Annotated in this window: 21 protein-coding genes; 10 read left to right on the plus strand and 11 right to left on the minus strand. The window is 70.7% G+C overall.

Annotation, left to right across the window (positions count from 1 at the left end):
* The first annotated feature begins 14 nt into the window (after positions 1 to 14).
* Genes FK529_RS01165 through FK529_RS01175 form a run of 3 tightly spaced genes read left to right on the plus strand, consistent with a single transcriptional unit; the run spans position 15 to position 3,148 of the window.
* Complete coding sequence (locus tag FK529_RS01165; RefSeq protein WP_146558790.1) at positions 15 to 2,105, plus strand: acyl-CoA dehydrogenase family protein; 2,091 nt, start codon at positions 15 to 17, stop codon at positions 2,103 to 2,105.
* A gap of 45 nt (positions 2,106 to 2,150) precedes the next feature.
* Positions 2,151 to 2,936, plus strand: a complete 786-nt coding sequence (locus tag FK529_RS01170) for a 2-keto-4-pentenoate hydratase (RefSeq protein ID WP_146558792.1) — start codon at positions 2,151 to 2,153, stop codon at positions 2,934 to 2,936.
* 23 nt (positions 2,937 to 2,959) lie between these two features.
* The gene (locus FK529_RS01175) at positions 2,960 to 3,148 is read left to right on the plus strand and encodes a ferredoxin (protein WP_146558794.1); all 189 of its coding nucleotides are present in this window, start codon (positions 2,960 to 2,962) and stop codon (positions 3,146 to 3,148) included.
* Between the two features lie 119 nt (positions 3,149 to 3,267).
* Here the strand turns inward: FK529_RS01175 and dmpG are convergent, their stop codons facing one another.
* Positions 3,268 to 4,317 carry a 4-hydroxy-2-oxovalerate aldolase gene (gene dmpG / locus FK529_RS01180; RefSeq protein ID WP_146558796.1) on the minus strand — a complete coding sequence of 350 codons (1,050 nt, stop codon included), beginning with the start codon at positions 4,315 to 4,317 and terminating at the stop codon, positions 3,268 to 3,270.
* Entirely contained in the window at positions 4,314 to 5,222 is a 909-nt protein-coding gene (locus FK529_RS01185; protein WP_146558798.1) for an acetaldehyde dehydrogenase (acetylating), read from the minus strand. The genes dmpG and FK529_RS01185 overlap by 4 nt, the downstream gene beginning before the upstream one ends.
* A gap of 174 nt (positions 5,223 to 5,396) precedes the next feature.
* Here FK529_RS01185 and FK529_RS01190 point away from each other — a divergent pair, with 174 nt between their 5' ends.
* Positions 5,397 to 6,149: an IclR family transcriptional regulator gene (locus tag FK529_RS01190; protein WP_146558800.1), complete on the plus strand. Its 753-nt coding sequence runs from the start codon at positions 5,397 to 5,399 to the stop codon at positions 6,147 to 6,149.
* Positions 6,150 to 6,198: 49 nt separating this feature from the next.
* Here FK529_RS01190 and FK529_RS01195 read toward each other — a convergent pair whose 3' ends face one another.
* The 3 genes from FK529_RS01195 to FK529_RS01205 are packed head-to-tail and all read right to left on the minus strand — an operon-like array spanning position 6,199 to position 8,555.
* On the minus strand, positions 6,199 to 6,888 hold the full coding sequence (locus tag FK529_RS01195) for a nuclear transport factor 2 family protein (protein ID WP_146558803.1): 690 nt from the start codon (positions 6,886 to 6,888) through the stop codon (positions 6,199 to 6,201).
* Positions 6,889 to 7,662 (minus strand): glucose 1-dehydrogenase, encoded by a 774-nt coding sequence (locus FK529_RS01200; protein ID WP_146558805.1) that lies wholly within the window; start codon positions 7,660 to 7,662, stop codon positions 6,889 to 6,891.
* 2 nt (positions 7,663 to 7,664) lie between these two features.
* Positions 7,665 to 8,555: a 3-oxoacyl-ACP reductase gene (locus FK529_RS01205; RefSeq protein WP_146558807.1), complete on the minus strand. Its 891-nt coding sequence runs from the start codon at positions 8,553 to 8,555 to the stop codon at positions 7,665 to 7,667.
* A gap of 120 nt (positions 8,556 to 8,675) precedes the next feature.
* Here FK529_RS01205 and FK529_RS01210 point away from each other — a divergent pair, with 120 nt between their 5' ends.
* The 4 genes from FK529_RS01210 to FK529_RS01225 are packed head-to-tail and all read left to right on the plus strand — an operon-like array spanning position 8,676 to position 14,198.
* Positions 8,676 to 9,857, plus strand: coding sequence for an acyl-CoA dehydrogenase family protein (locus FK529_RS01210; RefSeq protein WP_146558809.1), 1,182 nt, complete (start codon positions 8,676 to 8,678; stop codon positions 9,855 to 9,857).
* Positions 9,858 to 9,872: 15 nt separating this feature from the next.
* Entirely contained in the window at positions 9,873 to 10,955 is a 1,083-nt protein-coding gene (locus FK529_RS01215) for an acyl-CoA dehydrogenase family protein (protein WP_146558811.1), read from the plus strand.
* Entirely contained in the window at positions 10,952 to 12,595 is a 1,644-nt protein-coding gene (locus tag FK529_RS01220; protein WP_146558813.1) for a GMC family oxidoreductase, read from the plus strand. Before FK529_RS01215 ends, FK529_RS01220 begins: the two co-directional genes overlap by 4 nt.
* 1 nt (position 12,596) lies before the next feature.
* Positions 12,597 to 14,198, plus strand: a complete 1,602-nt coding sequence (locus FK529_RS01225) for an AMP-binding protein (RefSeq protein ID WP_146558815.1) — start codon at positions 12,597 to 12,599, stop codon at positions 14,196 to 14,198.
* On the opposite strand, the gene FK529_RS01230 is transcribed toward FK529_RS01225, so the two are convergent.
* Positions 14,184 to 15,701 carry an ATP-dependent DNA ligase gene (locus FK529_RS01230; protein WP_146559495.1) on the minus strand — a complete coding sequence of 506 codons (1,518 nt, stop codon included), beginning with the start codon at positions 15,699 to 15,701 and terminating at the stop codon, positions 14,184 to 14,186. The genes FK529_RS01225 and FK529_RS01230 overlap by 15 nt on opposite strands.
* A gap of 101 nt (positions 15,702 to 15,802) precedes the next feature.
* Positions 15,803 to 17,383 (minus strand): succinic semialdehyde dehydrogenase, encoded by a 1,581-nt coding sequence (locus tag FK529_RS01235; RefSeq protein WP_146558817.1) that lies wholly within the window; start codon positions 17,381 to 17,383, stop codon positions 15,803 to 15,805.
* Between the two features lie 57 nt (positions 17,384 to 17,440).
* Between FK529_RS01235 and FK529_RS01240 the strand changes: the two genes are divergently transcribed.
* Positions 17,441 to 18,448 carry an LLM class F420-dependent oxidoreductase gene (locus FK529_RS01240; RefSeq protein WP_205124351.1) on the plus strand — a complete coding sequence of 336 codons (1,008 nt, stop codon included), beginning with the start codon at positions 17,441 to 17,443 and terminating at the stop codon, positions 18,446 to 18,448.
* 3 nt (positions 18,449 to 18,451) lie between these two features.
* On the opposite strand, the gene FK529_RS01245 is transcribed toward FK529_RS01240, so the two are convergent.
* The 3 genes from FK529_RS01245 to FK529_RS01255 are packed head-to-tail and all read right to left on the minus strand — an operon-like array spanning position 18,452 to position 20,752.
* Positions 18,452 to 19,099 (minus strand): hypothetical protein, encoded by a 648-nt coding sequence (locus FK529_RS01245; RefSeq protein WP_146558821.1) that lies wholly within the window; start codon positions 19,097 to 19,099, stop codon positions 18,452 to 18,454.
* A gap of 47 nt (positions 19,100 to 19,146) precedes the next feature.
* Complete coding sequence (locus FK529_RS01250; protein WP_146558823.1) at positions 19,147 to 19,644, minus strand: pyridoxamine 5'-phosphate oxidase family protein; 498 nt, start codon at positions 19,642 to 19,644, stop codon at positions 19,147 to 19,149.
* A 4-nt stretch (positions 19,645 to 19,648) separates the two neighbouring features.
* A complete protein-coding gene (locus FK529_RS01255) occupies positions 19,649 to 20,752 on the minus strand; it encodes an NAD(P)H-dependent flavin oxidoreductase (RefSeq protein WP_146558825.1) in 1,104 nt (367 codons plus the stop codon).
* A 118-nt stretch (positions 20,753 to 20,870) separates the two neighbouring features.
* Here FK529_RS01255 and FK529_RS01260 point away from each other — a divergent pair, with 118 nt between their 5' ends.
* On the plus strand, positions 20,871 to 21,665 hold the full coding sequence (locus tag FK529_RS01260; protein WP_146558827.1) for a crotonase/enoyl-CoA hydratase family protein: 795 nt from the start codon (positions 20,871 to 20,873) through the stop codon (positions 21,663 to 21,665).
* 71 nt (positions 21,666 to 21,736) lie between these two features.
* Here the strand turns inward: FK529_RS01260 and FK529_RS01265 are convergent, their stop codons facing one another.
* Complete coding sequence (locus FK529_RS01265) at positions 21,737 to 23,290, minus strand: AMP-binding protein (protein WP_146558829.1); 1,554 nt, start codon at positions 23,288 to 23,290, stop codon at positions 21,737 to 21,739.
* Between the last annotated feature and the right edge of the window lie 142 nt (positions 23,291 to 23,432).

Consider the following 23,432-nt stretch of genomic DNA (forward strand, 5'->3'; position numbering starts at 1 on the left):
GCCGAAGGAGAATCGTGGCCCTCGCGATCACCGATGTCCAGACCGCACTCGCCGAGTCGATCCACGACTGGGCGGAGCGCGCCCACCCGATCGACGCCGTCCGCTCCGGCGACTCCGGCGCCGTCGAGAAGGCTTGGCGCGGACTGGCCGACATCGGTGTCTTCGGTATCACACTGAGCGAGGACCTCGGCGGGTTCGGCGGCAGTGCCGACGACGCAGCCGCCGCAGTCGAGGCCGCCGCCGCGGTCCTCGCGCCCGGCCCCATCGCGGGCACGGTCGCGGTGGGCGTGCTGCTCGAGCGCTACCTCGGCGGTACGGACCGGCTCGGCACGGTGCGTGCGGAGCTCGCCGCCGGGGAGACGCGCGCCGCGCTCGTGGTGGACGGCGACGGCTCGCTCGCGCCGGACGCCACCCCGCAGTCGCACCTGTTGGTCGAGTCCCCCTCCGGCGCCTGGCACCTGCTCCCGCCGGGGCACGCGGGCGTCACCGTCGAGCCGCTGCCCGGCCTGGACGCCTCGCGTCCCCTGGGCCGGATCCACTTGGACGGCCCCGAGTTCGACGCGGCCACCGAGATCCCCTCGCTCACCGCCGCCGACGCCCGCGCGGCGCTCGCGGCCTTCGCCGCCGCCGAGGCCGCCGGCATCGCCTCGTGGGCGCTGCGTACTGCGGCCGAGTATTCGAAGGTGCGGGTCCAGTTCGGTCGGCCGATCGGCGCCTTCCAGGCGATCAAGCAGATCGTCGCCGACATGCTGTGCCGTGCCGAGCAATCCGCGGCGTTGGCCTGGGACGCGGCACGGTCGGTCGGCGCCGGGACCGAGCACCACCTGGCCGCGGCGGTCGCCGCGGCGGGCGCCCTCGACGCCGCCGTGCAGAACGCGAAGGACGCGATCCAGGTCCTCGGCGGCATCGGCTTCACCTTCGAACACGACGCGCACCTGTACCTGCGGCGCGCGACCGCGCTGCGCCTCCTGCTCGGAGACACTCCCGGATGGCGCACGCGCGCCGCGGAACTCGCCATCTCCGGTGTACGCCGTGGCCTCGACTACGAGGTCGAGGGCGATCACCGCGCCGCCTCTGCGGAGGCCGAGCGCATCGCCGCCATGGGCGCGGACGAGCAGCGCCGTACCCTCGCCGAATCCGGGCTTTTGGTGCCGCACTGGGATCCGCCGTACGGCCGGGGCGCCGGGCCCGCGGAGCAGCTCGTTCTCGACGGCGCACTGGAGGCGGCGGGCGTCGAACGCCCGACGCTGGTGATCGGCGCCTGGGCCGCGCCGACGATCCTGGAGCACGGGACCCCGGAGCAGGCCGAGCGGTTCGTTTGGCCGACGCTGCTCGGGGAGATCAGCTGGTGCCAGCTCTTCAGCGAACCCGAGGCGGGATCCGACCTGGCCTCGCTACGGACGAAGGCGACGCGCGTCGAGGGCGGGTGGTCACTCACCGGACAAAAGGTGTGGACCTCCCTCGCGCACGAGGCGGACTGGGCGATCTGCCTTGCGCGCACGGACCCGGACGCACCGAAACACAAGGGCATCACCTACTTTCTCGTCGACATGCTCTCCGACGGCATCGACGTGCGGCCGCTCCGGGAGATCACCGGCGACGTGCGGTTCAACGAGGTCTTCCTCGAGAGCGTCTTCGTGCCCGACGACTGCGTCGTGGGCACGATCAACGGCGGCTGGCGTCTGGCCCGCACGACCCTTGCGAACGAACGGGTCGCGATGAGCGGCGCCGGCCTCGGAGCTCGCCTCGAGGGACTGCTCGCCGACCCCGGGCCGGAACCCGACCTGGCAGCGCTCGGGGAACTCGTCGTCGATGCGGCGTCGTGCACGCTGCTCGATCTGCGCGCCGTCATCGCGAGCGTCGGCGGGCAGGATCCGGGCGCGGCGTCGAGCGTGCGCAAGCTCGTCGGGGTGCAACACCGCCAGGCGGTCGCCGAGGCCTGCCTCCGGCGTCTCGGAGCCGACGGCGCCGTCGCCGGCCCTGAGGATCCGGCCGACGCCCGATACGAGTTCCTGCTCAGCCGGTGTCTGTCCATCGCGGGCGGGACCTCGCAGATCCTCCGGAACGTCGCGGCGGAGCAGCTGCTCGGCCTGCCCCGCTCCTGACCTCGTTTCACACCGTACGACTGAAACGTGTTCTAGTATTCGTGCATGGACGATTCCGCTGTCTCCTCCGCCGCCGACGCCCTGCTGGGCGCCTATGCCGCGTGCGCGCCGATCGACCCGTTGATCGGCACGTTCCCCGAAGCCACGATCACCGACGCGTACCGGATCCAGCAGGAGCAGGTCCGCCGCTGGGAAGCCTCGGGCGACGTCGTGAAGGGCCACAAGGTGGGCCTCGCCTCACTCGCGATGCAGCGTCAGATGAACGTCTACGAGCCCGATTTCGGCCATCTCACCGCATCGATGTTCCACCTTGAACAACTGCCGATCGACGCCTCGTCGTGGATGCAGCCGCGGATCGAACCCGAGATCGCCTTCGTCCTCGGCCGCGAGCTCCGTGGCCCGGGCGTCACCGTCGCCGACGCGATCCGCGCCGTCGACTTCGTAGTCCCGGCGCTCGAGGTCGTCGACTCGCGGATCAAGGACTGGAACATCTCGATCGTCGACACCGTGGCCGACAACGCCTCGTCCGGCGGCGTGGTCCTGGGCAGCAGGCCCACCCGCCTGACCGACGTCGACCTGCGGACCGTCGGCTGCACCTTCCGCATCGGCGGCGAGCAGGTAGGCACGGGGTCGGGCGGCGCCGTGCTCGGCTCGCCCATCAACGCCCTCGTCTGGCTCGCGAACACCGTCGGCCCGCTCGGCACCGCCCTCGAGCCCGGCCACGTCGTGCTGCCCGGCTCAATGACGCGCGCCGAGCCGGTCCGCGCCGGAGACATCGTCGTCGCCGACATGGGCCCGCTGGGCTCCGTGACGGCCGTCCTCGCACCCTGACCGCCCCCCGAACGGAGAAGAACATGAAGATCATCATCGGCGATGCGTGCACCGGATTCGGCGTCTGCGAGGGCATTCGCCCGGACGTCTTCGAGGTCAATGACGAAGGATTCGCCGAGGCCACCGACGAGGGCCTCACCGACGCCGACCGCGAGGACATCGAGTACGCGGCCAGCCAGTGCCCCACACAGGCCATTCGCATCGAGCACTGACCCACCGCCGACTTAACAGCGTTAGCCCATGCCGTCACCTGCGGGTTCGGTATGGGCTAACGCTGTTAAGTCAGGGGTAGTGGCCCGACGTTCCCGCGCGGGCACCGTCGGGCCGCCCGTCAGACCTTCTGGGCTGCGGACATCTCCACGGCGATGGCGATGATCATGTCCTCCTGACCGCCCACGTAGCCGCGGCGGCCGCACTCGTAGAGGATCTCGTACGCGGGGACTCCGTAGCGCTCCGCCGCGCGCTCCGCGTGCAGCAGGAAGCTGGAGTACACGCCCGCGGCGCCCTGGACGATCGAACTGCGGTCCATGACCGGCAGCCGGGTGATGTACGGCTTCACCACGTCCTCCGCGGCGGCCATGAGCGCGTCCTTGTCGGTGCCGGTGCGCACGCCCAACTTCTCGAAGGCTGCCGAAAGCACCTCGGTCGGCGAATTGCCCGCGCCGGCACCGAGCGCCAGCAGCGAACCGTCGATCTGCTTCGCGCCCGCGCGGTACGCCAGCACCGAGTTGGCCACGCCGAAGCTGAGGTTCTGATGCCCGTGGTAGCCCACCTGTGCGTCCTCCCCCAGCTCCGCGACCAGTGCGGCGACGCGGTCGCCAGCGTCCTCGAGGATCAGCGCTCCCGCGGAGTCGACGACGTAGACGCACTGGCAGCCGGCGTCGGCCATGATCCGCGCCTGCTTCGCCAGCGCCTCGGGCGTGGACATGTGCGAGAGCATGAGGAAGCCGACGGTCTCCAGCCCGAGTTTCCTTGCGGCACCGAAGTGCTGGATCGAGACGTCCGCCTCGGTGCAGTGGGTCGCGATGCGCAGCGCGCCGGCGCCGAGGTCGGCCGCCACGCGGATGTCCTCGACGGTGCCGAGGCCCGGGAGCATGAGCACGGCGATCTTCGCCTGCTGCGCCTCGTCAACGGCGGCGGCGATGAGCTTGCGCTCGTCGACCAGCGAGAAGCCGTAGTTGAAGGTGCTGCCGCCGAGGCCGTCGCCGTGGGTCACCTCGATGAGCGAGACGCCCGCATCGTCGAGTGCACGCACCGTGTCCCGTACGTTCTGCTCGGTGAACTGGTGCGCCATTGCGTGGCTGCCGTCGCGCAGCGACGTGTCGACGATGCGCACATCGCGGTTGGGATCGCTCCACAGGTCGCCGTTGATGCCGGTCATGCCTTCACTCCGTCCAGGATGCGCTGCGCCAGCAGCTCGCCCGCCCGCGCGGCCGCGGCGGTCATGATGTCGAGGTTGCCCGCGTACGTGGGCAGGTAGTCGCCGTTACCCGCGACCTCCAGGAAGACCGCGACGCGCGCCTTGCCCTCCCAGCCGGGCCGGGGCTCGTCGTACTGCGGCGGCGCCGTGAGCGTGTAGCCCGGGACGTACACCTGGACATCCGCCACCATCTGTTCGATCGAGGCGGTGACGGCTTCCCGGTCGGCGTCCGGATCGATCGCGCAGAACACCGTGTCGCGCATGATCATCGGAGGCTCAACCGGATTGATGATGATGATCGCCTTGCCCTTGGCCGCGCCGCCGACCTCCTCGATCGCGCGTGCGGTGGTCTCGGTGAACTCGTCGATGTTGGCGCGCGTGCCGGGCCCGGCGGAGCGAGACGACACCGATGCGACGATCTCCGCGTAGCTGACCGGTGTGATGCGGCTGACGGCGTGCACGATCGGGATCGTCGCCTGCCCGCCGCAGGTGATCATGTTGACGTTGGGGGCGTCCAACTGGGACTCGAGGTTCACCACCGGGCAGGCCAGGGGTCCCACGGCCGCAGGGGTGAGGTCGACCGCGACGATGCCCGCGTCCGCGTACCGGGGAGCGTTGGCGCGGTGCGCCTTCGCGGACGTGGCCTCGAACACGAGCCGCGGCGGCTCCGGCCGGGCGAGCAGCCAGTCCACTCCCTCCGCCGAGGTCTCCAGCCCGAGCTCGGCGGCGCGCTTGAGGCCGTCCGATTCGGGGTCGACGCCCACCATGTAGCGCACGTCCACATGCTCGCTCCGTCGCAGTTTGGCCAGCAGGTCCGTGCCGATATTGCCGGGCCCGACGATGGCCGCAGTCACTTTCTCCGTCATACCGTCATCGTCGGTCGCAGCACGCCGGCACGTCCACGACCGTGTTCCGCTGAGCGGGACACGGTTCGATCTGGGACGCACTTCGATCTCTTCGACCGTCGACGATGCGGGCCTGTTCGTCACCCCAGCGACCGACGCCGTCCGACTGCCTGCCCGGGCTGGCACACTGGGGACATGTGTCCCGCTGAGCGGAACGACGGCGCCACCGTCGACCGGATCTCCTCGCTGCTGTCGGCCTATCGGCCCGGCGACGGCGGGCTCGGGGTGTCCGAGCTGGCGCGACGCACGGGCCTGCCCAAGTCGACGGTGCACCGACTCACCGGGCACCTCGTTGCCGCGGGGCTCCTCGAACGATCCGGTAGCGCGCTCCGGCTCGGCCTGCGCCTCTTCGAGATCGGCCAGCTCGCGACGGGCCATCGTGACCTCGTCGACGCTGCGCGGCCGGTGCTCGCCGACCTCCGCTCGGCCACCCGCAACACCGTCCACCTCGCTCGTCTCGAGGGCACGGAGGTGGTCTACTTCGAGGTCCTACCCGGGCCGGACGCGCCGGATCTGCCGTCGCGGGTTGGCGGCCGGATGCCGGCCCACGCCACGGGCGTGGGCAAGGCGATCCTCGCGTACGCGGACGATGCCATCGTCGACGGCGTGATCGCCACGGGACTGCCCCGGCTGAGCACCCGCACCATCACCTCGCCCGCGATCCTGCGCCGGCAACTGCAGCGGATCCATGACGAAGGTGTGGCCTACGAGCGCGAGGAGTCCGGCAACGGCACCGTCTGCGTCGCCTGCCCGATCCTCGACGCCGACGGTGCCCCCGTCGCCGCCATCTCCGTCGCCGGATGGAGTAACCGCATGCACCCGGAGCGCGTCGCACCCGCCGTCCGCGCCGCCGCCCTCACCCTCTCCCGCGTCACCCCCCGCAATTGAACGACGTTCTGGAGAGCGTTTCCGCAGGTCACGTTCTCCAAAACGTCGTTCAATCGGGGAGGTGGAGGGCGAGTGCCGGTTCGGTGCCGCTGAAATCGACGACGGCGAGGCCGCGGCGGTCACCGTCGTACACCGTGGCGGTGACGGTCCGCCCCGAGGCGAGCACCTTGCCCACCTGCAGGCCGCGCAGGTGCAGCAGGTCGGCTGCCCTTCGACGACCCCGGCCGCCGACGCCGCGCACCCCGCCCAGGAAGCCCAGCGCGGCACGCGGGCCGAGGGTGCGGAACAGCCGGGGCCCGAGCAGTGCCCCCGCGGCAAGGCCGCGGGGACCCGAGAACAGGAGCGCCGCGATCATCCCGCGCAGTTCCCAGTGCGCGTAGAGCCCGGTGATGGCGGCGCCGTCCGGACCGTCGGTCACGGTGTACCGCAGGTGCATCGGGATGTGCAGCGTGACGCCCGTGCTCATCGTCGTGTGCACCGTGAGGTCACGGATCATCAGGCCCTCTCGCTCACCCGGGAGGATCAGATCGTGGTCGACCTCGAAGACGATCCGGTTGGGGGCGATGAACATGTCGTAGAACCGTGCGATCGCCGCCGGGTTCGTCTGCGGGGGCGGCCCCACCGGGTCGTGGACGGCTCCGCCGGGGGCGAACAGTGCGGTCCAGGCAGCCTTGTCATGCGCCGCGACCGCGGAGGGCGAGGCCTCGACCACCCGCCGGATCGCTTCCGTGCCGAGCATTCAGAGTTTCAGTGCATGCGTCGCGGTCGCGCCGCCGTCGGCCACGAACTCGGCGCCGGTGCTGTAGCTCGCTTCGTCGGAGGCGACGAAGAGCACCAGGGCCGCGATCTCGCCCGCGGTGCCCTGCCGACCGATGGGCAGCCGCTGCTTGAGCCAGTCGGTGGGCGGCTCGTTGCCGCCGAGAGCGTCGGCCACCATGGCGGTGTCGATCATCCCCGGATGCACCGAGTTCACGCGGATGCCGTACTGCCCGAGCTCCATCGCGGCGGATTTCGTCATCCCCCGGATCGCGAACTTGCTCGCCGTGTAGGCGGTCAAGTACGGCATGCCGCCCAGCCCCTCGACGGAGGAGGTGTTGACGATCGATCCGCCGCCCGCGGCCTTCATCGGCTCCACGGCGGCCCGCATGCCGAGGAAACAGCCGAACTGGTTGATCCGGATCACGCGCTCGTAATCGGCGAGGGCGGTCTGCTCGAGCGCCGAGAAGAACAGCACCCCCGCGTTGTTCACCAGCACGTCGAGTCCTCCGAAACGCTCCTGCACCTCCGTGATCGCATCCGACCAGTCGTCCTCCGCAGTGACGTCGAGGTGGCGATACACCGCGGCGTCTCCGAGCTCGGCGGCGAGCGCCTCGCCCTGCTCATCCAGGACGTCGCCGAGCAGCACCTGCGCGCCCTCCGCGACGAACCGCCGCGCGACCGCGGCGCCCTGCCCGCGCGCGGCGCCCGTGACGAGCGCCCGCTTTCCACTGAGTCTCCCGGTCGTGCTCGCCATGCTCATCCTTCCAACTGTGCTGCGACGAACATGCGGTCGTCGCGGTCCGCGAAGTAGCCCCCGACCGCGGCGGCGAGCCCGGCCTCGTCCCACTGCCCACCCTCGGCGTCGAACCGCTGCTCGAGCGAGGGCGGGGCCATGAGCGCCACCATGCCGCCGTGCACGACGAAGATCTGCCCGTTGACGCGTTCGGCCTCCGGTCCGGCGAGGAAGCGCACGAAGCGCGCCACATGGTCGACGGACAGCGGGTCGACGGCACCGTCGGGGGCGTCGCCGAAGACGCCCTCCGTCATCGCGGTCCGGGCGCGAGGGCAGATCGCATTGGCACGAACGCCGTAGCGGCCGAGGCCGCGCGCGGTGGCGATGGTGAGCGCGGCGATGCCCGCCTTCGCGGCCGCGTAGTTGGGTTGCCCGACGGAGCCGAAGAGGAACGCCTCCGAGGATGTGTTGATCACGCGGCCGTAGACCTCGCCGCCCGACGCCTTGGCCGCGCCGCGCCAGTACGCCGACGCGTTGCGGGAGAGCAGGAAGTGCCCGCGCAGGTGCACCCGAACGACGGAGTCGAACTCGTCGTCGGTCATCGAGAAGATCATCTTGTCGCGACAGAAGCCGGCGTTGTTGACCACGATGTGCAGGCCACCCAGCCCCTCGGCCGCGGCCATCAGCGCGTCGGCCGTCTCACTGTCGCCCGAGTCGCCGAGCACGAGTTCGGCCCGGCCACCGTCGGCCCGGATCTGGGCGACGACCTCCTCGGCCGCGGGCGAGACGTCACCGACCACGACCGCGGCGCCGCCGCGCGCGAGCGACAGCGCCTCGGCGCGCCCCAGGCCGGCCCCCGCGCCGGTCACGATCGCCACCTTGCCGTCCAGGTTCGCCACCTGTGCCTGCGTCATGTGCCACCCTCCGAGGTAAGAACCTGTTCACTGCGGAGCTTCCGCTCCCTCTCCACAGGAAAATACTGCCAAGAGCGCGGTTCCGTTCCGCTTTTCTAGAACTTGTTCTACAGTGACGCCATGCGGATCGACTATGCGCCGGAACAGCAAGAGCTGCGCGCGGAGTTGCGAGCGTACTTCGCCCAGCTGATGACTCCCGAGCGCCGCGAGGCGCTGCTCGGGCCGGGCGGCGAGTACGGCGACGGCGAGGTGTACAAGGAGATCACCCGCACCCTCGGCAAGGACGGCTGGCTCGCGATCGGCTGGCCCGAGGAGTTCGGCGGCCAGGCTCGGCCCATGCTCGATCAGCTGATCTTCACCGACGAGGCCGCCGTCGCCGGCGTGCCCGTCCCCTTCCTCACAGTGAACACCGTGGGCCCCGCGATCATGGCCGGCGGTACCGAGGAGCAGAAGGCGGAGCTGCTGCCGGGCATCGCCGCCGGCGAGACCCACTTCTCCATCGGCTACTCCGAGCCCGAGGCCGGCACCGACCTGGCCGCGCTGCGGACGCGCGCTGTCCGTGACGGCGACGACTTCGTCATCAACGGCCAGAAGATGTGGACCTCGCTCATCGAGTACGCGGACTACGTCTGGCTCGCAGCGCGGACCGACCCCGAGGCACAGCGACACCGCGGGATCTCGATCCTGGTCGTCCCCACCGATGCCGAGGGCTTCTCCTGGACGAAGGTGCACACCGTCGCGGGACCCGGAACGTCGGCGACCTACTACCAGGACGTCCGCGTGCCCGCGGCCTCAGTCGTGGGCGAGCTGCATGGCGGCTGGAAGCTCATCACCAACCAGCTCAACCACGAACGGGTCGCTCTCACCTCCGCCGCGCCCTTGCTCGACTCGGAGCGGCAGGTCCGGCACTGGGCGCAGAACACCAAGCTGGCCGACGGCACGCGCGTGATCGACGCCGAGTGGGTGCAGACCCACCTCGCCCGCGTCTACTCCCACGCCCAGTACCTCAAACTGCGGAACTGGCAGATCGCGTGGGCCGCCGACCACAGTGAGCTCGGCCCCGCCGACGCCTCCGCCACCAAGGTCTTCGGCACCGAGTACGCCACCGAGGGCTACCGCCTGCTGATGGAGGTGCTGGGCAGCGCGGGCATCGTCCGGTCGTCGTCGCCGGGCACGCTTCTGCGGGGAAGGATCGAACGGTTGCATCGCAGCTCGCTGATCCTCACGTTCGGCGGCGGCACCAACGAGATCCAACGCGACCTGATCGCCGGTGCGGGACTGCACCTGCCCGTGAGCCGCTGAGCGAAGGAGGCACCCATGGACTTCACCGTTCCCGAGGCACAGACCGACCTCGCCACCCTCGCACGGCGCATCGCGGAGGACTGGTCCGCCAAGAATCCGAGTCCCGGTGACTCGGGCTTTTCGCGTGAGCTGTGGGCAGTACTCGCCCGCTCCGGCGTTCTCGACGCTGCGCTGCCCACGTCGGTCGGCGGCGGCGGACTCGGCATCACCGCGCATTCCGCGGTGCTCACCGAGCTCGGCCGCACGGTCGCCCCCGCGCCGTACCTGGACACGGTCCTGGTCGGCGCCGAGGCGATCGCCGAGTACGGCACCCCCGAGCAGATCGAGAAGTGGCTTGTCCCCGTTCTTCGGGGCGAGGACACCGTCGCAGTCGTCTTCGGCGACGAGCACACGGGCTTCACGGCCACGAGCTCCCACGACGGGTGGGCGCTCGACGGCGCCCAGACCGCGGTCTCGTCGGCCGCCTTCGCCGACACCCTGCTGATCGAGGCCGCCACGCCGGAGGGGCCCGCACTGTTCCTGTTGCCCAAGGACGCCGAGGGCATCAGCGTCACCCAGCAGCACGTGGTGAACGGCTCCGACGCCGCACTCGTGGAGGCAACAGACGTGCAGCTCCCGCGCGAATCCCGGCTCGCCGGCGAAGGCGCGCCCGCCCGCGCCCGCCGTCTCGCGACCATCGGCTGGTGCGCGCTGCAGGCCGGTATCACCGAGCGGGCCCTCGAACTGACCGCCGATTACGCCCGCACTCGCGAGCAGTTCGGCAAGCCGATCGGCAGCTTCCAGGCCGTGCGGCAACGCCTGGCGGACGCCTACATCGACGTCGAGGCCGTGCGCCTCACCGCACTCGAAGCCGCGTGGCGCGAGTCCGAAGGACTCGACGCGACCGCCGAGATCGCCACCGCCAAGTTCTGGGCGGCCGAGGCCGGGCATCGGGTGGCGCACACCACTGTCCACGTGCACGGCGGCGTCGGTATCGACACCGATCACCCCACCCATCGCTACTTCGTGGCGGCCAAGCGCGCGGAATTCGCGCTCGGCGGCGCGACGGCCCACCTCCGCGCCCTCGGCGCAACCCTCGCCGGAAGGAATCCCGCATGATCCGCAAGCTGTACCAGACCGCGACAACCCCCCTGTCGCCGAACGAGTCCGTCGACTACATCGTGATCGGCTCGGGCAGTGCGGGTTCCGTGGTGGCGGGTCGACTCGCCGATACCGGGGCATCGGTCGCGCTGCTCGAGGCAGGCAAGGCCGACAACACCCGCATGACGCAGGTGCCCGGCATGATCACGATGGTGCACACGGTGCCCCAGATGAAGTCGCGGGTCGCGTGGAAGCAGACGTCGGTCCCGCAGAAGTTCGCCAACGACCGCCGGATTCCCATGACGCGCGGCAAGATCCTCGGTGGCTCCAGCTCCATCAACGGCATGCTCTTCGTCCGAGGCAACCGCGCCAACTACGACTCGTGGGCCGCCGAGGGCGCCACCGGCTGGGACTACGAGGGCGTGCTGCCCGCGTTCAAACGGCTCGAGAACTGGGAGGGCGGGGCGAACGACCTGCGCGGCACCGGCGGCCCCATCGAGGTGACCCGCCAGCGCGATCTCACGGAGGCCACGAAGTCCTACATGGACGCCCTGTCCGGCACTCTGAACACGCCGATCATCGAGGACTACAACGGCCCGTCGCAGGAGGGCGTCAGCATCTTTCAGCAGAGCGCCGCGGGCGGCACTCGCTTCAGCTCCGCGCAAGGCTACCTGCGGGAGGCCCGACCCAATCTGCGTGTACACGTGAACGCGCATGTCAAGCGCGTCGTCATCGAGAACGGCCGCGCCACGGGTGTCGAGGTGCTCGACGGGAACTCCGTCACCACGATCCGCGCCAAACAGGAGGTCATCGTCTCCGCCGGCGTCATAGGCACCCCGCAGATCCTCATGCTCTCGGGGGTCGGTCCTGCGGCCCATTTGCGGGAGAAGGGGATCCACGTCACCGCGGATCTGCCCGTCGGCCAGAACCTGCACGATCATCTTTTCGTCCCGATGACCTTCCTCATGAAGGACGCGGTCAACAAGGGCACCCCGGCGTACTTCGCGAAGGGCCTGGCGGCCGAGGTCCGCAGGCCCGGCACGACGTGGATGGCGCGCACCGTCTTCGACGCGGCCGCGTTCGTCCGCACGTCCTACGCCAAGGACATCCCGGACTTGCAAATCCACTGTCTCCCGTGGAACTACCCCGTACCCAACCAGGACGCCGACAAGCTGCACATGGTCGATCCGCGCCCCGGCCTGACGATCCTGCCCACGCTGATCTACCCCCAGAGTCGCGGCGAATTGCGCCTGAACTCCGCGAACCCGCTGGACCAACCGTCGATCGATCCCGGCTACCTCAGCGAACCGCAGGACACCGAGGTCCTCATGGAGGGCATCGGCATGATCCGCGAGGTCATGCAGCACCCGGCGGTGCGCGGCAAGGTCAGCGAGGAGTTCACGCCGGGCGCCGCCTACCTGGACGAGACGGCTCTGCGCCGCGAGCTCCCGAATCGCGTGCACTCGGTGTACCACCCCGTGGGCACGTGCCGGATGGGCACCGACGAGCGGGCCGTCGTCGACCCGGAGCTCAAGGTCGTCGGCGTCGAGGGCCTGCGCGTGGCGGACGCCTCGATCATGCCGTCGATCACGGGCGGCAACACGAACGCGCCGGCGTACATGATCGGCGAGATGTGCGCGCGGTTCCTCGGCGCGTGAGATGAGCGGCGCACGCTCGCAGCCGCTTCCGACGGTCGCCGAGCTGCTCCTCGCCCGCGCCGACGACCCCGGCGCGGGCCTGCGGGCCGGCGACCGCACGTGGAGCTGGGCGGAGCACGTCGCGGCGTCGGCGGTCCGGGCTTCCGTCCTGCGGGAGCTGCTGCCCGACGACGCCGGAGCCGGCGTCGGTGTCGATGTCGGAGCGAGGGCCGCTCCCCGGCACGTCGGAGTGCTCGCGGACAACGTCCCCGAGTACTCGCTACTTCTCGGCGCGGCCGCGCTGTCGGGCGCGGTCGTCGTGGGGCTCAACCCCACCCGCCGCGGTCCGGCGCTCGCGCGGGACGTCGCTCTCGCCGACTGCGGCGTCGTCCTCACGCAGGGCCGGCACGCCGCGCTCCTCGACGGCCTCGACGTGGGCGTCCCGGTCATCGACCTCGACGGCCCGCGGTGGTCCGCGCTCCTCGAGGCGCACGCAGGCGCCCCGCCGCCGATCGCCGATGTGGCCACCGATAGCCTGCTCGCGCTCGTCTTCACCTCCGGCACCAGCGGCGAGCCGAAGGCCGTGCAGGCCACCCACGGGAAGTTCGCCGGTGCGGGAACCATGCTGGCGCAGCGCTTCGGGCTCAACGGCGCCGACACCGCCTACATCGCGATGCCGCTGTTCCACTCCAACGCGCTCCTCGCCGGCTGGTCGGTGGCGGTGGCCGCCGGCGCGACCATCGCACTCGCCGAGCGGTTCTCGGCCTCGAAGTTCCTCACCGACGTGCGGCGGTACGGCGCGACCTACGCCAACTACGTCGGCACGCCCCTGTCGTACATCCTCGCCACCGAGGAGCGGGCCGACGACGCGGACAATCCGCTGCGGGTCCTGTACGGCAACGAGGGCCGCGCCGACGACATCGCAGCGTTCGCCCGGCGCTTCGGCTGCCACGTTCAAGACGGCTACGGATCGTCGGAGAACGGCGTCGCGATCGCCCGCACGCCGGACACTCCGCCCGATGCACTCGGCCCCCTGCCCGACGGAGTCGCCGTGTGGCGGCCCGGCACCACGATCGAGTGCCCGCGCGCCGAGACCGCCCCGGACGGCACGCTGCTCAACGCCGACGAAGCCGTCGGCGAGCTCGTGAACACCGCCGGAACCGGCGGGTTCTCCGGCTACTACAACGATCCCGGCGCGGACGCGGCGCGCGCGGAGGGCGGCGTCTACCGCACGGGCGACCTGGCCTACGTCGACCGGGCCGGATTCGTCCACTTCGCCGGGCGCACCGGCGACTGGATGCGGGTGGGTGGGGAGAACCTGGGCGTCGCGCCGATCGAGCGCGCGCTGCTGCGCCACCCCGCAGTCGCGGAGGCCGCGGTCTACGGACTACCGGACCGCGTCGGAGACCAGGTGGCGGCGGCGCTCGTCCCCGCACCCGGCGCAGAACTCGACCCGGCGGACATCGCCGCGTTCCTCCGCGCGCAGCCGGACCTCGGCCCGCGGCAGTACCCTCGCCGCTGGCGGGTCGTGGACGAGCTGCCGCGAACCCCGTCGTTCAAGGTGCTCCGGCGCGCCCTGGTCGCCGATGGGATCGACGCCACCGCGCCGCTACCCGGGGAGTAGCGCCCGCACCGCGTCGATCGTGTCCGCCTCCGCGGCGGTCTTGTCCGGGCGGTAGCGCAACACGCGGGCGAACCGCAGAGCGACGCCGCCGGGGTAGCGGCGCGAGACCTGCGCCCCGTCGAGCTCGATCTCGACCACGATCTCGGGCCGCAGGTACACGGTGTGCTCGTCCCGGTGCGCCTCGTGCCGAGGGAACTCCTCCGTCTGCCAGCGCAGGAGCGCGTCCGTGAGCCCCTTGAAGGTCTTACCCACCATCACCGGGTCACCGCCGCCCGGATCGCGGGCGCCGAGGTGCAGGTTCGACAACATGCCGGTGCGGCGTCCGTAGCCCCACTCGGCGCCCAGCACCACCAGGTCCAGCGTGTGGGTCTGCTTGACCTTCTGCCACGCGCGGCCCCGGCGGCCCGCCGCGTACGGCGAAGCCAGCGCCTTGACCATGACGCCCTCGTGCCCGGCGGCGAGGGCTGCGGCGTAGTGGGCCGCGGCCTCGTCCGGGGTGGGGCGGACGAGCGCGGGGATGCGCAGCGCACCCGCCACCGCCTGGAGCGCGTCGAGCCGCACCGACAGCGGCTCGTCGAGCAGGTCGCGGCCGTCGAGGTGCAGGCAGTCGAAGAAGTAGGGCCGCAGCACCGTCTCCCCGGACTCGGTCGACCCGAATCGGCTCATCGTCTCCTGGAAGGGCCGTGGCCGGCCGGCGTCGGTGAGGGCGAGCGACTCCCCGTCGAGCACGACGGACCGACACGGCAGTTCTCGTGCCAGCGCGACGATCTCGGGCACCGCGGCGGTGATGTCGCGGAGCGTGCGGGTGTAGATGCGCACCTCGTCGCCGAGCCGGTGGACCTGGATCCGGGCGCCGTCGAGCTTGAATTCGACGCTCACGTCCGGACCCAGGTCGGCCAGCGCGGAATCGACGTCGTCCGCCGGCGAGGCGAGCATCGGCGAGACGCCGCGCAGCACTTCCAGTCCGAAGCCCGCGAGCTCGTCGGCACCGCCGCGCAGTGCGGCCGCGGCAGTGTCGGACAGGGAGCCGGACAGCATCGCGGCGCGGCGCACCGTCTCGAGCGGCACCTCGGCGGCGCGGGCCACCGCATCGGTCACGACGCCCGCGAGGGCCCCTTGGCGCAGCTCACCGGTGATGAGCCCGACGAGGAACCGCTGCTCCGCCGCGGTCGCGCGCCCGAACAGCCCGGTGAGGACGGCTTCCCGTCGGGCGAGAGAGCCCGCGCCCGAGGTCACCGCCAGCTCGTCGAGCGCCGCGGTGACCTCCTCCACCGTCAGGACCGGTTCCACGGCGGGCGCGAGGGCGTCGACGGCGCGCGCGACGGTGCGCCACCCGGCGCCGAGCCGACCCTGCAACAGTTCGCCGGACAGCCAGGCGACCACGGGGCGCACGTCCCCGGGCCCGGCGGCACGGATCACGGCGGCCAGCGCAGCGATCTTCGCGGTGCGCGAGCGCGTGCTCGCGACCTCGGCGGACACGGCGACGACCTCGGAGAACAGCACCTCGTCATTGTGGCGCACACCCCCGACAGCTGCGGAGTGGCATGCTCTGGGCGGGAAGCCCGACGGCGCCGACACGGCGACGCGCCGTCGCGGCGGACGAGTCAGCGAATACGCAGCTTGCGCATCCAGCGCAGCACCTGCTTGGTCTGCTGGGCGTACTGCTCGTAGCTCTGCCCCGGACGGGGGTTGTACACCTGCTGTTTCAGCGTCGCGAGGTTGGTGGTGTCGGTGTACTTGAGCAGGCCCGCGTCGCCGTGCCGCACGCCCACGCCCGACGCCTTCCACCCGCCCGACGGGGTGTCCTTGCTCGCGAAGGAGGCCGCGAAACCGTCGTTGACGTTGACGTTGCCCGCCTCCAGCTGCGCGCCGATCCGCGCCGCACGGCGCAGGTCCTTGCCCCACACGCTGGCGTTGAGGCCGTAGCGCGTGTCGTTGGCGAGGCGGATCGCCTCCTCATCGCTGGAGTAGCGGAACAGGGCGACCACGGGGCCGAAGGTCTCGGCAGAGGCGAGATGCATGTCCGGGGTGACGCCGGTGAGGATCGTCGGCGCGTAGAAGGCGGGACCGATGTCGGTGCGCTCGCGCCCCCCGCACAGCACGGTGGCGCCCTTGGCCCGGGCGTCCTCGACGTGCGCCGAGACGCGCCGCAGCTGGTCGGGCGAGACGAGTGAGCCCATGTCCGGCTCGAAGTCGTAGGTCGCGCCCAGTGTGAGGGCGCCCGCGGCGGCGACAAACCGCCGGGAGAACTCGTCGTAGATCCTCTCGTGCACATACAGCCGCTCGATGTGCATGCACGCCTGGCCCGCGTTGGCGAATACCGCGAAGATCGCCGACGGGATCGCTTCGTCGAGATCCACGTCGTCGAGCACGATCATCGGGTTCTTGCCGCCGAGCTCGAGACTACAGCCGATGAGGTTCCGCCCGGCCCGCTCGCCGACCGTGACGCCCGTGGCACTGGAGCCGGTGAACATGACGAAGTCCGACTCGTCGATGAGGGCGGGGCCGACGTCCGGCCCCTGCCCGCAGACCACCTGGAACAGACCTTCGGGCGCGCCGGCGCGGCGCAGCAGCTCGACGCCGTAGAGCGCGGCGAGCGCGGTCTTGTTATCGGGCTTGAGGACCACGCCGTTGCCGGCGATGAGCGCGGGGATCGCGTCCGACAGCGCCATCGCGAAGGGGAAGTTCCACGGCGCGATGACGCCGATGACGCCCTTGGGCCGGTGCAGCTCCACGGAGTTGCTCACCACGGGGACCGGGCCGCCGCGGCGGCGCGAGCGGAGCAACCTCGGCGCGGACTTGAGATAGTGGCTGATGACCATCGGGACGTCGCAGGACTCCTCGAAGGCCATTCGCCGATTCTTACCGGTGCCGCTCTGGATGAGGTCGACGAGCAGCTCATTGTTCTCGAGGATCAGCTCGTGCAGCCGCCGGAACACCGCCAGTCGCTCCTCGAGGGGACGCTGCGCCCACTCCCGCTGCGCCTCGCGCGCGGCGCCGAAAGCCGCGACCACGTCGCTCGGGGCGGACTGCGGGAGCGCGCCGATGGAGGCCCCCGTGAAGACCTCACTCATGGTGAACGGGTCACGACTGCCGTCGGCCACCACGAGCCCGGTGAGACGCCTTATGAGCTCGTCCGTGACGCGCGCGGGCAGGGTGTGCTGAATCTGCGTGGGCGAAGCCATACCGAACTGTAACCCAGATCATAGAACTTGTTCTAGATTTGGCGAATGGTCGACGATCTGAATCTGGGCATCAACCTCGGCTACTGGACCCGTGGGCCGGAGGACCACACCGCGGCGGTGATCGCCGCCGACGACCTCGGCTACGACTACGTCTTCACCGCTGAGGCCTACGGCTCTGACGCCTTCTCGACGCTGGCGTGGTACGGATCCCGTACGCAACGGATCAAGCTGGGCACAGCCGTCGCGCAGATCCCCGCACGCACCCCCACCGCGACCGCGATGCACGCCCTGACCATCGACGGCCTCTCCGGCGGCCGCATGGTGCTCGGCCTCGGCGCCTCCGGGCCCCAGGTCGCCGAGGGCTGGTACGGCACCCCGTTCCCCAAGCCGCTCGCCCGCACCCGCGAGTACGTGGACATCGTGCGGCAGGTGATCGCCCGCGAAGATCCGGTCACCAGCGCCGGGCCGCACTACCCGCTGCCGCTGCCCGGCGGGACCGGCCTCGGAAAGCCGCTCAAGTCCATCGCGCTGCCCGTGCGGCCGCGGATCCCGATCTTCCTCGGCGCGGAGGGACCGAAGAACGTCGCGCTCTCGACCGAGATCGCCGACGGCTGGCTTCCGCTGTTCGTCGATCCGCAGCAGGTCGAGGCGGTCTTCGGCGAATCGCTCGCGGGTCGCTCCGCGGACTTCGAGATAGCGGCGACGGTCTCCGTCATCGTCTCCGACGATCTCGAGGCGGCGCTCACCCAGGCGAAGGTCCCGCTGGCCTTCTACATCGGCGGCATGGGCCACAAATCCACGAACTTCCACCTCGACCTCATCGGGCGGCTCGGTTTCGCCGACGCGGCGGTGGCCGTGCAGGAGAAGTTCCTCGCCGGCGACCGCGCGGGCGCCATCGCCGCCGTCCCCGACGAACTCGCCGATTCCATCGCCCTGCTGGGGCCGATCGACCGGATCGCCGAGCGCCTCGCGCTCTGGCGCGACTCCCCCGTCACGACGGTGCTGTTCAGCGGCGTCCGGGACGAGCCCACGCTGCGCGCCCTGGCCGACGCGGCCCGGGGCTGACCGTCACCGCTGGCCGAAAGTGAACGCGAGGTCCCACGGGTCGGCGTCCCACCGGCTGATCGCCTCGATCATCACGGTCGGGGCGGTCGCCACCGTCTCGGGGCCCGCCGGTGCGCTGATCGTGGCGGTCCGGTCCCATTCGTCGACGTAAGGCGCCCACAGGTCCGAGTCCCGGGGCGGCGGCGAGGTCTCGACGACGGTGACGAAGACACCGGGCTCGACGCCGGCGGGAAGCACGGCGAACAGGCAGAAGGGCTCGCGCCCCGCGTCTCGCGCGCCCCGCTCCACGACGAGGTACTCGTCGGTGGCGGCGCAGTGCTCGACCGCGCGCGTGAGCACCTCCCGGAAGTCCTCAAAAGTGGAGCGAGAGGGCCGCTTCTCCGGCCCCAGCGCGACGACCTGCTCGGCCATCGTCACGTTCCCGTCGGCGTCCCGCATCGGACCCCGAGGGCGGACGAGCAGCGCACCGTCGGACTCGGAGAGGCGCGCCGCCTCACGGTAGCGGCCCTCCTTCCGCGAGACGCGGCCTATCCGGCCGGTCGCCTGGGCCTCGCGGAGCCAGGCGTCCCCCGGTACCGACCAGAGGCGGGAGGCACCGTCGTCCGACCAGGTGCGCACCAGGCCCCCGACGCACGGGCTGAGTTCGACCATGCTCAGGTAATCATCTTGCTGTGCATGCGATTCGGGCATCGTTGACCCTACAGGAACGCCGCGGTCGATCCACTCACCGGCATCTCGGGCATGCCGAGCTTGCGATGGTCCCAGCTGCGCACTCGGTCGGCGCGCAGGCGCACCGCGACGCGCTTGTTCATCATCGCGTCGATGGCGGGCTTGAGTTCCGCCGAGTACGGGCCGAAGTAGCGCTCGTAGACCTGTTCACACACCGCGCGCACGGTCGCGTCGTCTTCGACGATCTCGGCCGTGCCCTCGAAGGTCACGCCGCGGAGCTGATCGTAGGACTGGCCCGACTCGATCGACGCGCTCATCGCCGGGTTGCGGCGCAGGTTCACGACCTTCTGCGATTTGGCCTTGGTCTCGATCCACAGGTCCCCGTCGATCACGGCGTACCACATGGCAACGAGGTGGGGCACCCCGCTGATGCCTACGGTGGCGACGGTCGCGGTCCGGCTGCGCTCGATGAACTCCTCGACCTCCGCCTCGGACATCCGGATCTGGCCGCGCTGGTTGTTTCCCATGGGGTCAGCGTGCCAGGTTCAGGCGGTCGACGGCATCCTCGAACTCGCCGACCAGCTCGGCCATGATCTCGGCGACGGGCCGCACCGCGTTCATTCGACCGACGATCTGGCCGACCGGCATAGCGACGACGGAGGGATCCCCGGAGGCGTGGATCCGGCTGTGCGCCTCCCCCACCAGGAGGTTCTGTAGGGGCATGGGCAGGGCCGACGGGGCGCCGGGCTGCTCCCAGGCGTCCGTCCACCGGGTTTTGAGCAGCCGGGCGGGCTTACCGGAGAAGATCCTGGTGCGCACGGTGTCGGCGCTCGTCGCGGCGACCAGGGCGTCCTGCATGGTCTGCGATTGCGTATGCGTCTCGAGGTACTCGGTGGTGGTGAGCCAGTACGAGCCCATCCACACGCCCTCGGCGCCGAGGGCCAGGGCCGCGGCGATCTGCCGGCCGGAGCCGATGCCGCCCGCGGCGACGACGGTCGCGTCGTCGCCCACCTCGTCGACGATCTCCGGGAGCAGCACCATCGAGCCGATCTCGCCGGTGTGGCCGCCCGCCTCGGAGCCCTGCGCGATGACGATGTCGACGCCGTTGTCGACGTGGGCGCGGGCGTGTTTGGCGCGGCCGGCGAGCGCGGCGACCTTGACGCCGTGTTCGTGCGCGGCGTCGATGACGTCCTTCGGTGGCGAGCCGAGGGCGTTGGCGATCAACGAGATCCGATGCTTGAGCGCGACGTCGACGTGCGATCGGGCCACCGAGTGCAGCCAGCCGAGCACCCCGGCGCCGGCGGCACCGTCGGGCAGCTCCGGCACGCCGAGCTCCCGCAGGGTGCGCTCCACGAAGGCGCGGTGCTCGGCAGGGATGAGCTCGGTGAGATCGCCGGCGCTGCCCTCCGTGGGCACCTTGCTGGGCATGACGATGTCCACGCCGTAGGGCCGGCCGTCGGTGTTGGCGTCCATCCAGTCGAGGACGGCGTCGAGCTCGTCGGGGTCGTTGAACCGCACGCAGCCGAGGACGCCGAGGCCACCGGCCCGGGAGACCGCCGCGGCGACGTGCTCCGACGGGGTGAAGGCGATGACCGGGTGGTTGATGCCCAGGTCCTCGCACAGGGGTGTGTGCATGAATCCTCCTGAAGACTTCTTTCCTCCAAATTAGAACCTGTTACTGTCCGGGGAAGCGGATTCCCGCAATTGCCGATCCTCGTTCCGGCGAGGATCCTCGACTGAAGGAGCCCCCGGCATGACCGACGCCCCGCACGCCCTCGTCGAGCAGCGTGGCCACACTCTGCTCATCACGATGAACCGGCCCGAGCGCAAGAACGCGCTCACGGGAGAGATGCTGGAGATCCTCAGCGACGCCTGGGACCGCATCGACGCCGACCCCGAGATCCGCAGCGCCGTTCTGACGGGCGCGGGCGGCGCCTTCTGCGCCGGTGCGGACCTGAAGAACATGGCGAAGTCGAACCCCGGCGAGGCGATGAAGGAGGGCAGCGCCTTCGATCCGGCCCGGATCCCCGGCCTCATCAAGGGGCGCAGGCCCGGAAAACCGCTGGTCGCCGCGGTCGAGGGCGCCGCGATCGCCGGCGGCACGGAGATCCTGCAGGGCACCGATATCCGCGTCGCCGGCGAGAGCGCGAAGTTCGGCGTCTCGGAGGCGAAGTGGAGCCTCTACCCGATGGGCGGCTCCGCCGTCCGGCTGCCGCGGCAGATCCCGTACACGGTCGCCGCGGATCTGCTGCTCACGGGCCGACACATTACGGCCGCCGAGGCCAAGGAGTACGGGCTGATCGGCCACGTCGTGCCCGACGGCGGTGCGCTGGACAAGGCCCTCGAACTCGCAGAACTCATCAACGCCAATGGCCCCCTGGCCGTGCAGGCAATGCTGCGCACCATGCGCGCGACCGAGGGCATGCACGAGGAAGAGGCCTTCGCGATCGACGCGAAGGAGGGTCTGCCCGTCTTCCTCTCCCGCGACGCCAAGGAGGGCCCCCGCGCCTTCGCGGAGAAGCGAACCCCGGTCTTCGAGGGCCGCTGACCCGATTGAACGATGTTATGGAGAATCCGACCTGCGGTTTTTCTCTCCATAACGTCGTTCAATTGCGGTGATCAGGCGTACAGAGCGCGGAGGGCCTTCTTGTCCGGCTTGCCGAGGGGGCTGACGGGAATGGATTCGACGAGGTCGACAGTCTTAGGGGTGTAGACGGCGCCCTTACGTTCGCGGACCAGTTCGCGGAGCTCGTCGACGTCGACTGTCGCGCCGGCCCGTGGCACCACGACGGCCTTGACGGCCTCGCCCCACTTCTCGTCGGGCACTCCGATCACCGCGACGGACGCGACGGACGGGTGCGTCGAAATCACATCCTCGACCTCGCGCGGGAAGACGTTGAAGCCGCCCGTCACCACCATGTCCTTCTTCCGGTCCACGATGTAGAGGTAGCCCTCGTCGTCGAACCGCCCCACGTCGCCGGTGTGCAGCCAGCCGTGCGCGGTGGCCTCGGCGGTCTGCTCCGGCTTGTTCAGGTAGCCCTGCATCACCAGCGGTCCGCGAACGCAGATCTCCCCCGGCGCACCGGGTTCGACGGGGCGGCCGGCATCGTCGAGCAGGGCGACGGTCACCCAGGGGACCGGCTTGCCGCAGCTCGCCAACCGCTCCGGCTTCGACGGGTCGTGATCGCCGCGGCGGAGCACGGAGATGGTCATGGGGCACTTGGCCTGGCCGTAGAACTGGAAGAACACGGGGCCGATGCGCTCGATCGCCTCGGCCAACCTGGTCGGCGAGATCGCCGACGCGCCGTAGAAGACGGTCTCGAGGCTGGAGAGGTCGTAGTCGCCGAACTTCGGATGGTCGAGCAGCGCGTAGATCATCGTGGGAACCAACATCGTCGCGGTGATCCGGTATTTCTCGATCGCGGCGAGCACGGCCTCCGGCTCGAACCTGGGCAGCACCACCATCGAGCCGCCGGACATGGACGTCGGGTTCCAGAACGCGCCGCCCGCGTGGCTCAGCGGGGCGCACACCAGGAACCGGATCTCCTCCGGCCACTCCCATTCCGTGCGCTGGATGCGCAGCAACGCCGCGCCGCCGGAGTAGCTGAGCATGACGCCCTTGCTCTTGCCGGTGGTCCCGCCGGTGTACGCCAGACTCGCGGTCGACGACGGGTCGGCCGTGTGCGCCGCGAGAGGTCCTGGCTCGAACCCGGCCGCGACCGCGGTCAGGTCGACGCCGGCCTCCGTGGGCCCGAGCGACAGCAGCGTCTTCAGCCCCGGCACGCGCTCCCGCAGATCCGCGGCGCGCTGCTCGTACAGTCGCGGGTCGTAGATCAGGGTCTCGATCCCCGCGTCCTCCATGACGTAGACGTGGTCGTCGAGCGAGCCCATCGGGTGCAGCGCCGCGAAGCGAACGCCGGTGATGAGGTTGGCGGACTGGGCGATCAGCACCTCATGCCGGTTGCCCGAGAGCATCGCCACCGGGCTGCCCACCCCGAGGCCGACGGACGCGTAGGCCTGCGTGTAGCGACTGACCTCGTCGCGCACCTGCGCGTAGGTCAGCGCGGAGTCCCCGTCGGGCCCCGCGACGTGCACGGCGACACGGTCGGGGAAGGCGGCGAGGGAGCCGAGCAGGATGTCGCCGGCGAGCGGCTCGCGATGCAGATCGTCCATGGAACACCTCGTGGATCGTGACGGGAGTATCGGCGCGGAACGCTGTACGAACTCGTCCCACGGTAAGGGCTGAGCGCCGATTCCGAGATATCCTTGCGCCAAAAAGTTAGAACATGTTTCACTCGTGAGGTGACCGCAGATC

It is taken from the genome of Tsukamurella asaccharolytica (assembly GCF_007858435.1).
Taxonomy (GTDB): Bacteria; Actinomycetota; Actinomycetes; order Mycobacteriales; family Mycobacteriaceae; genus Tsukamurella; species Tsukamurella asaccharolytica.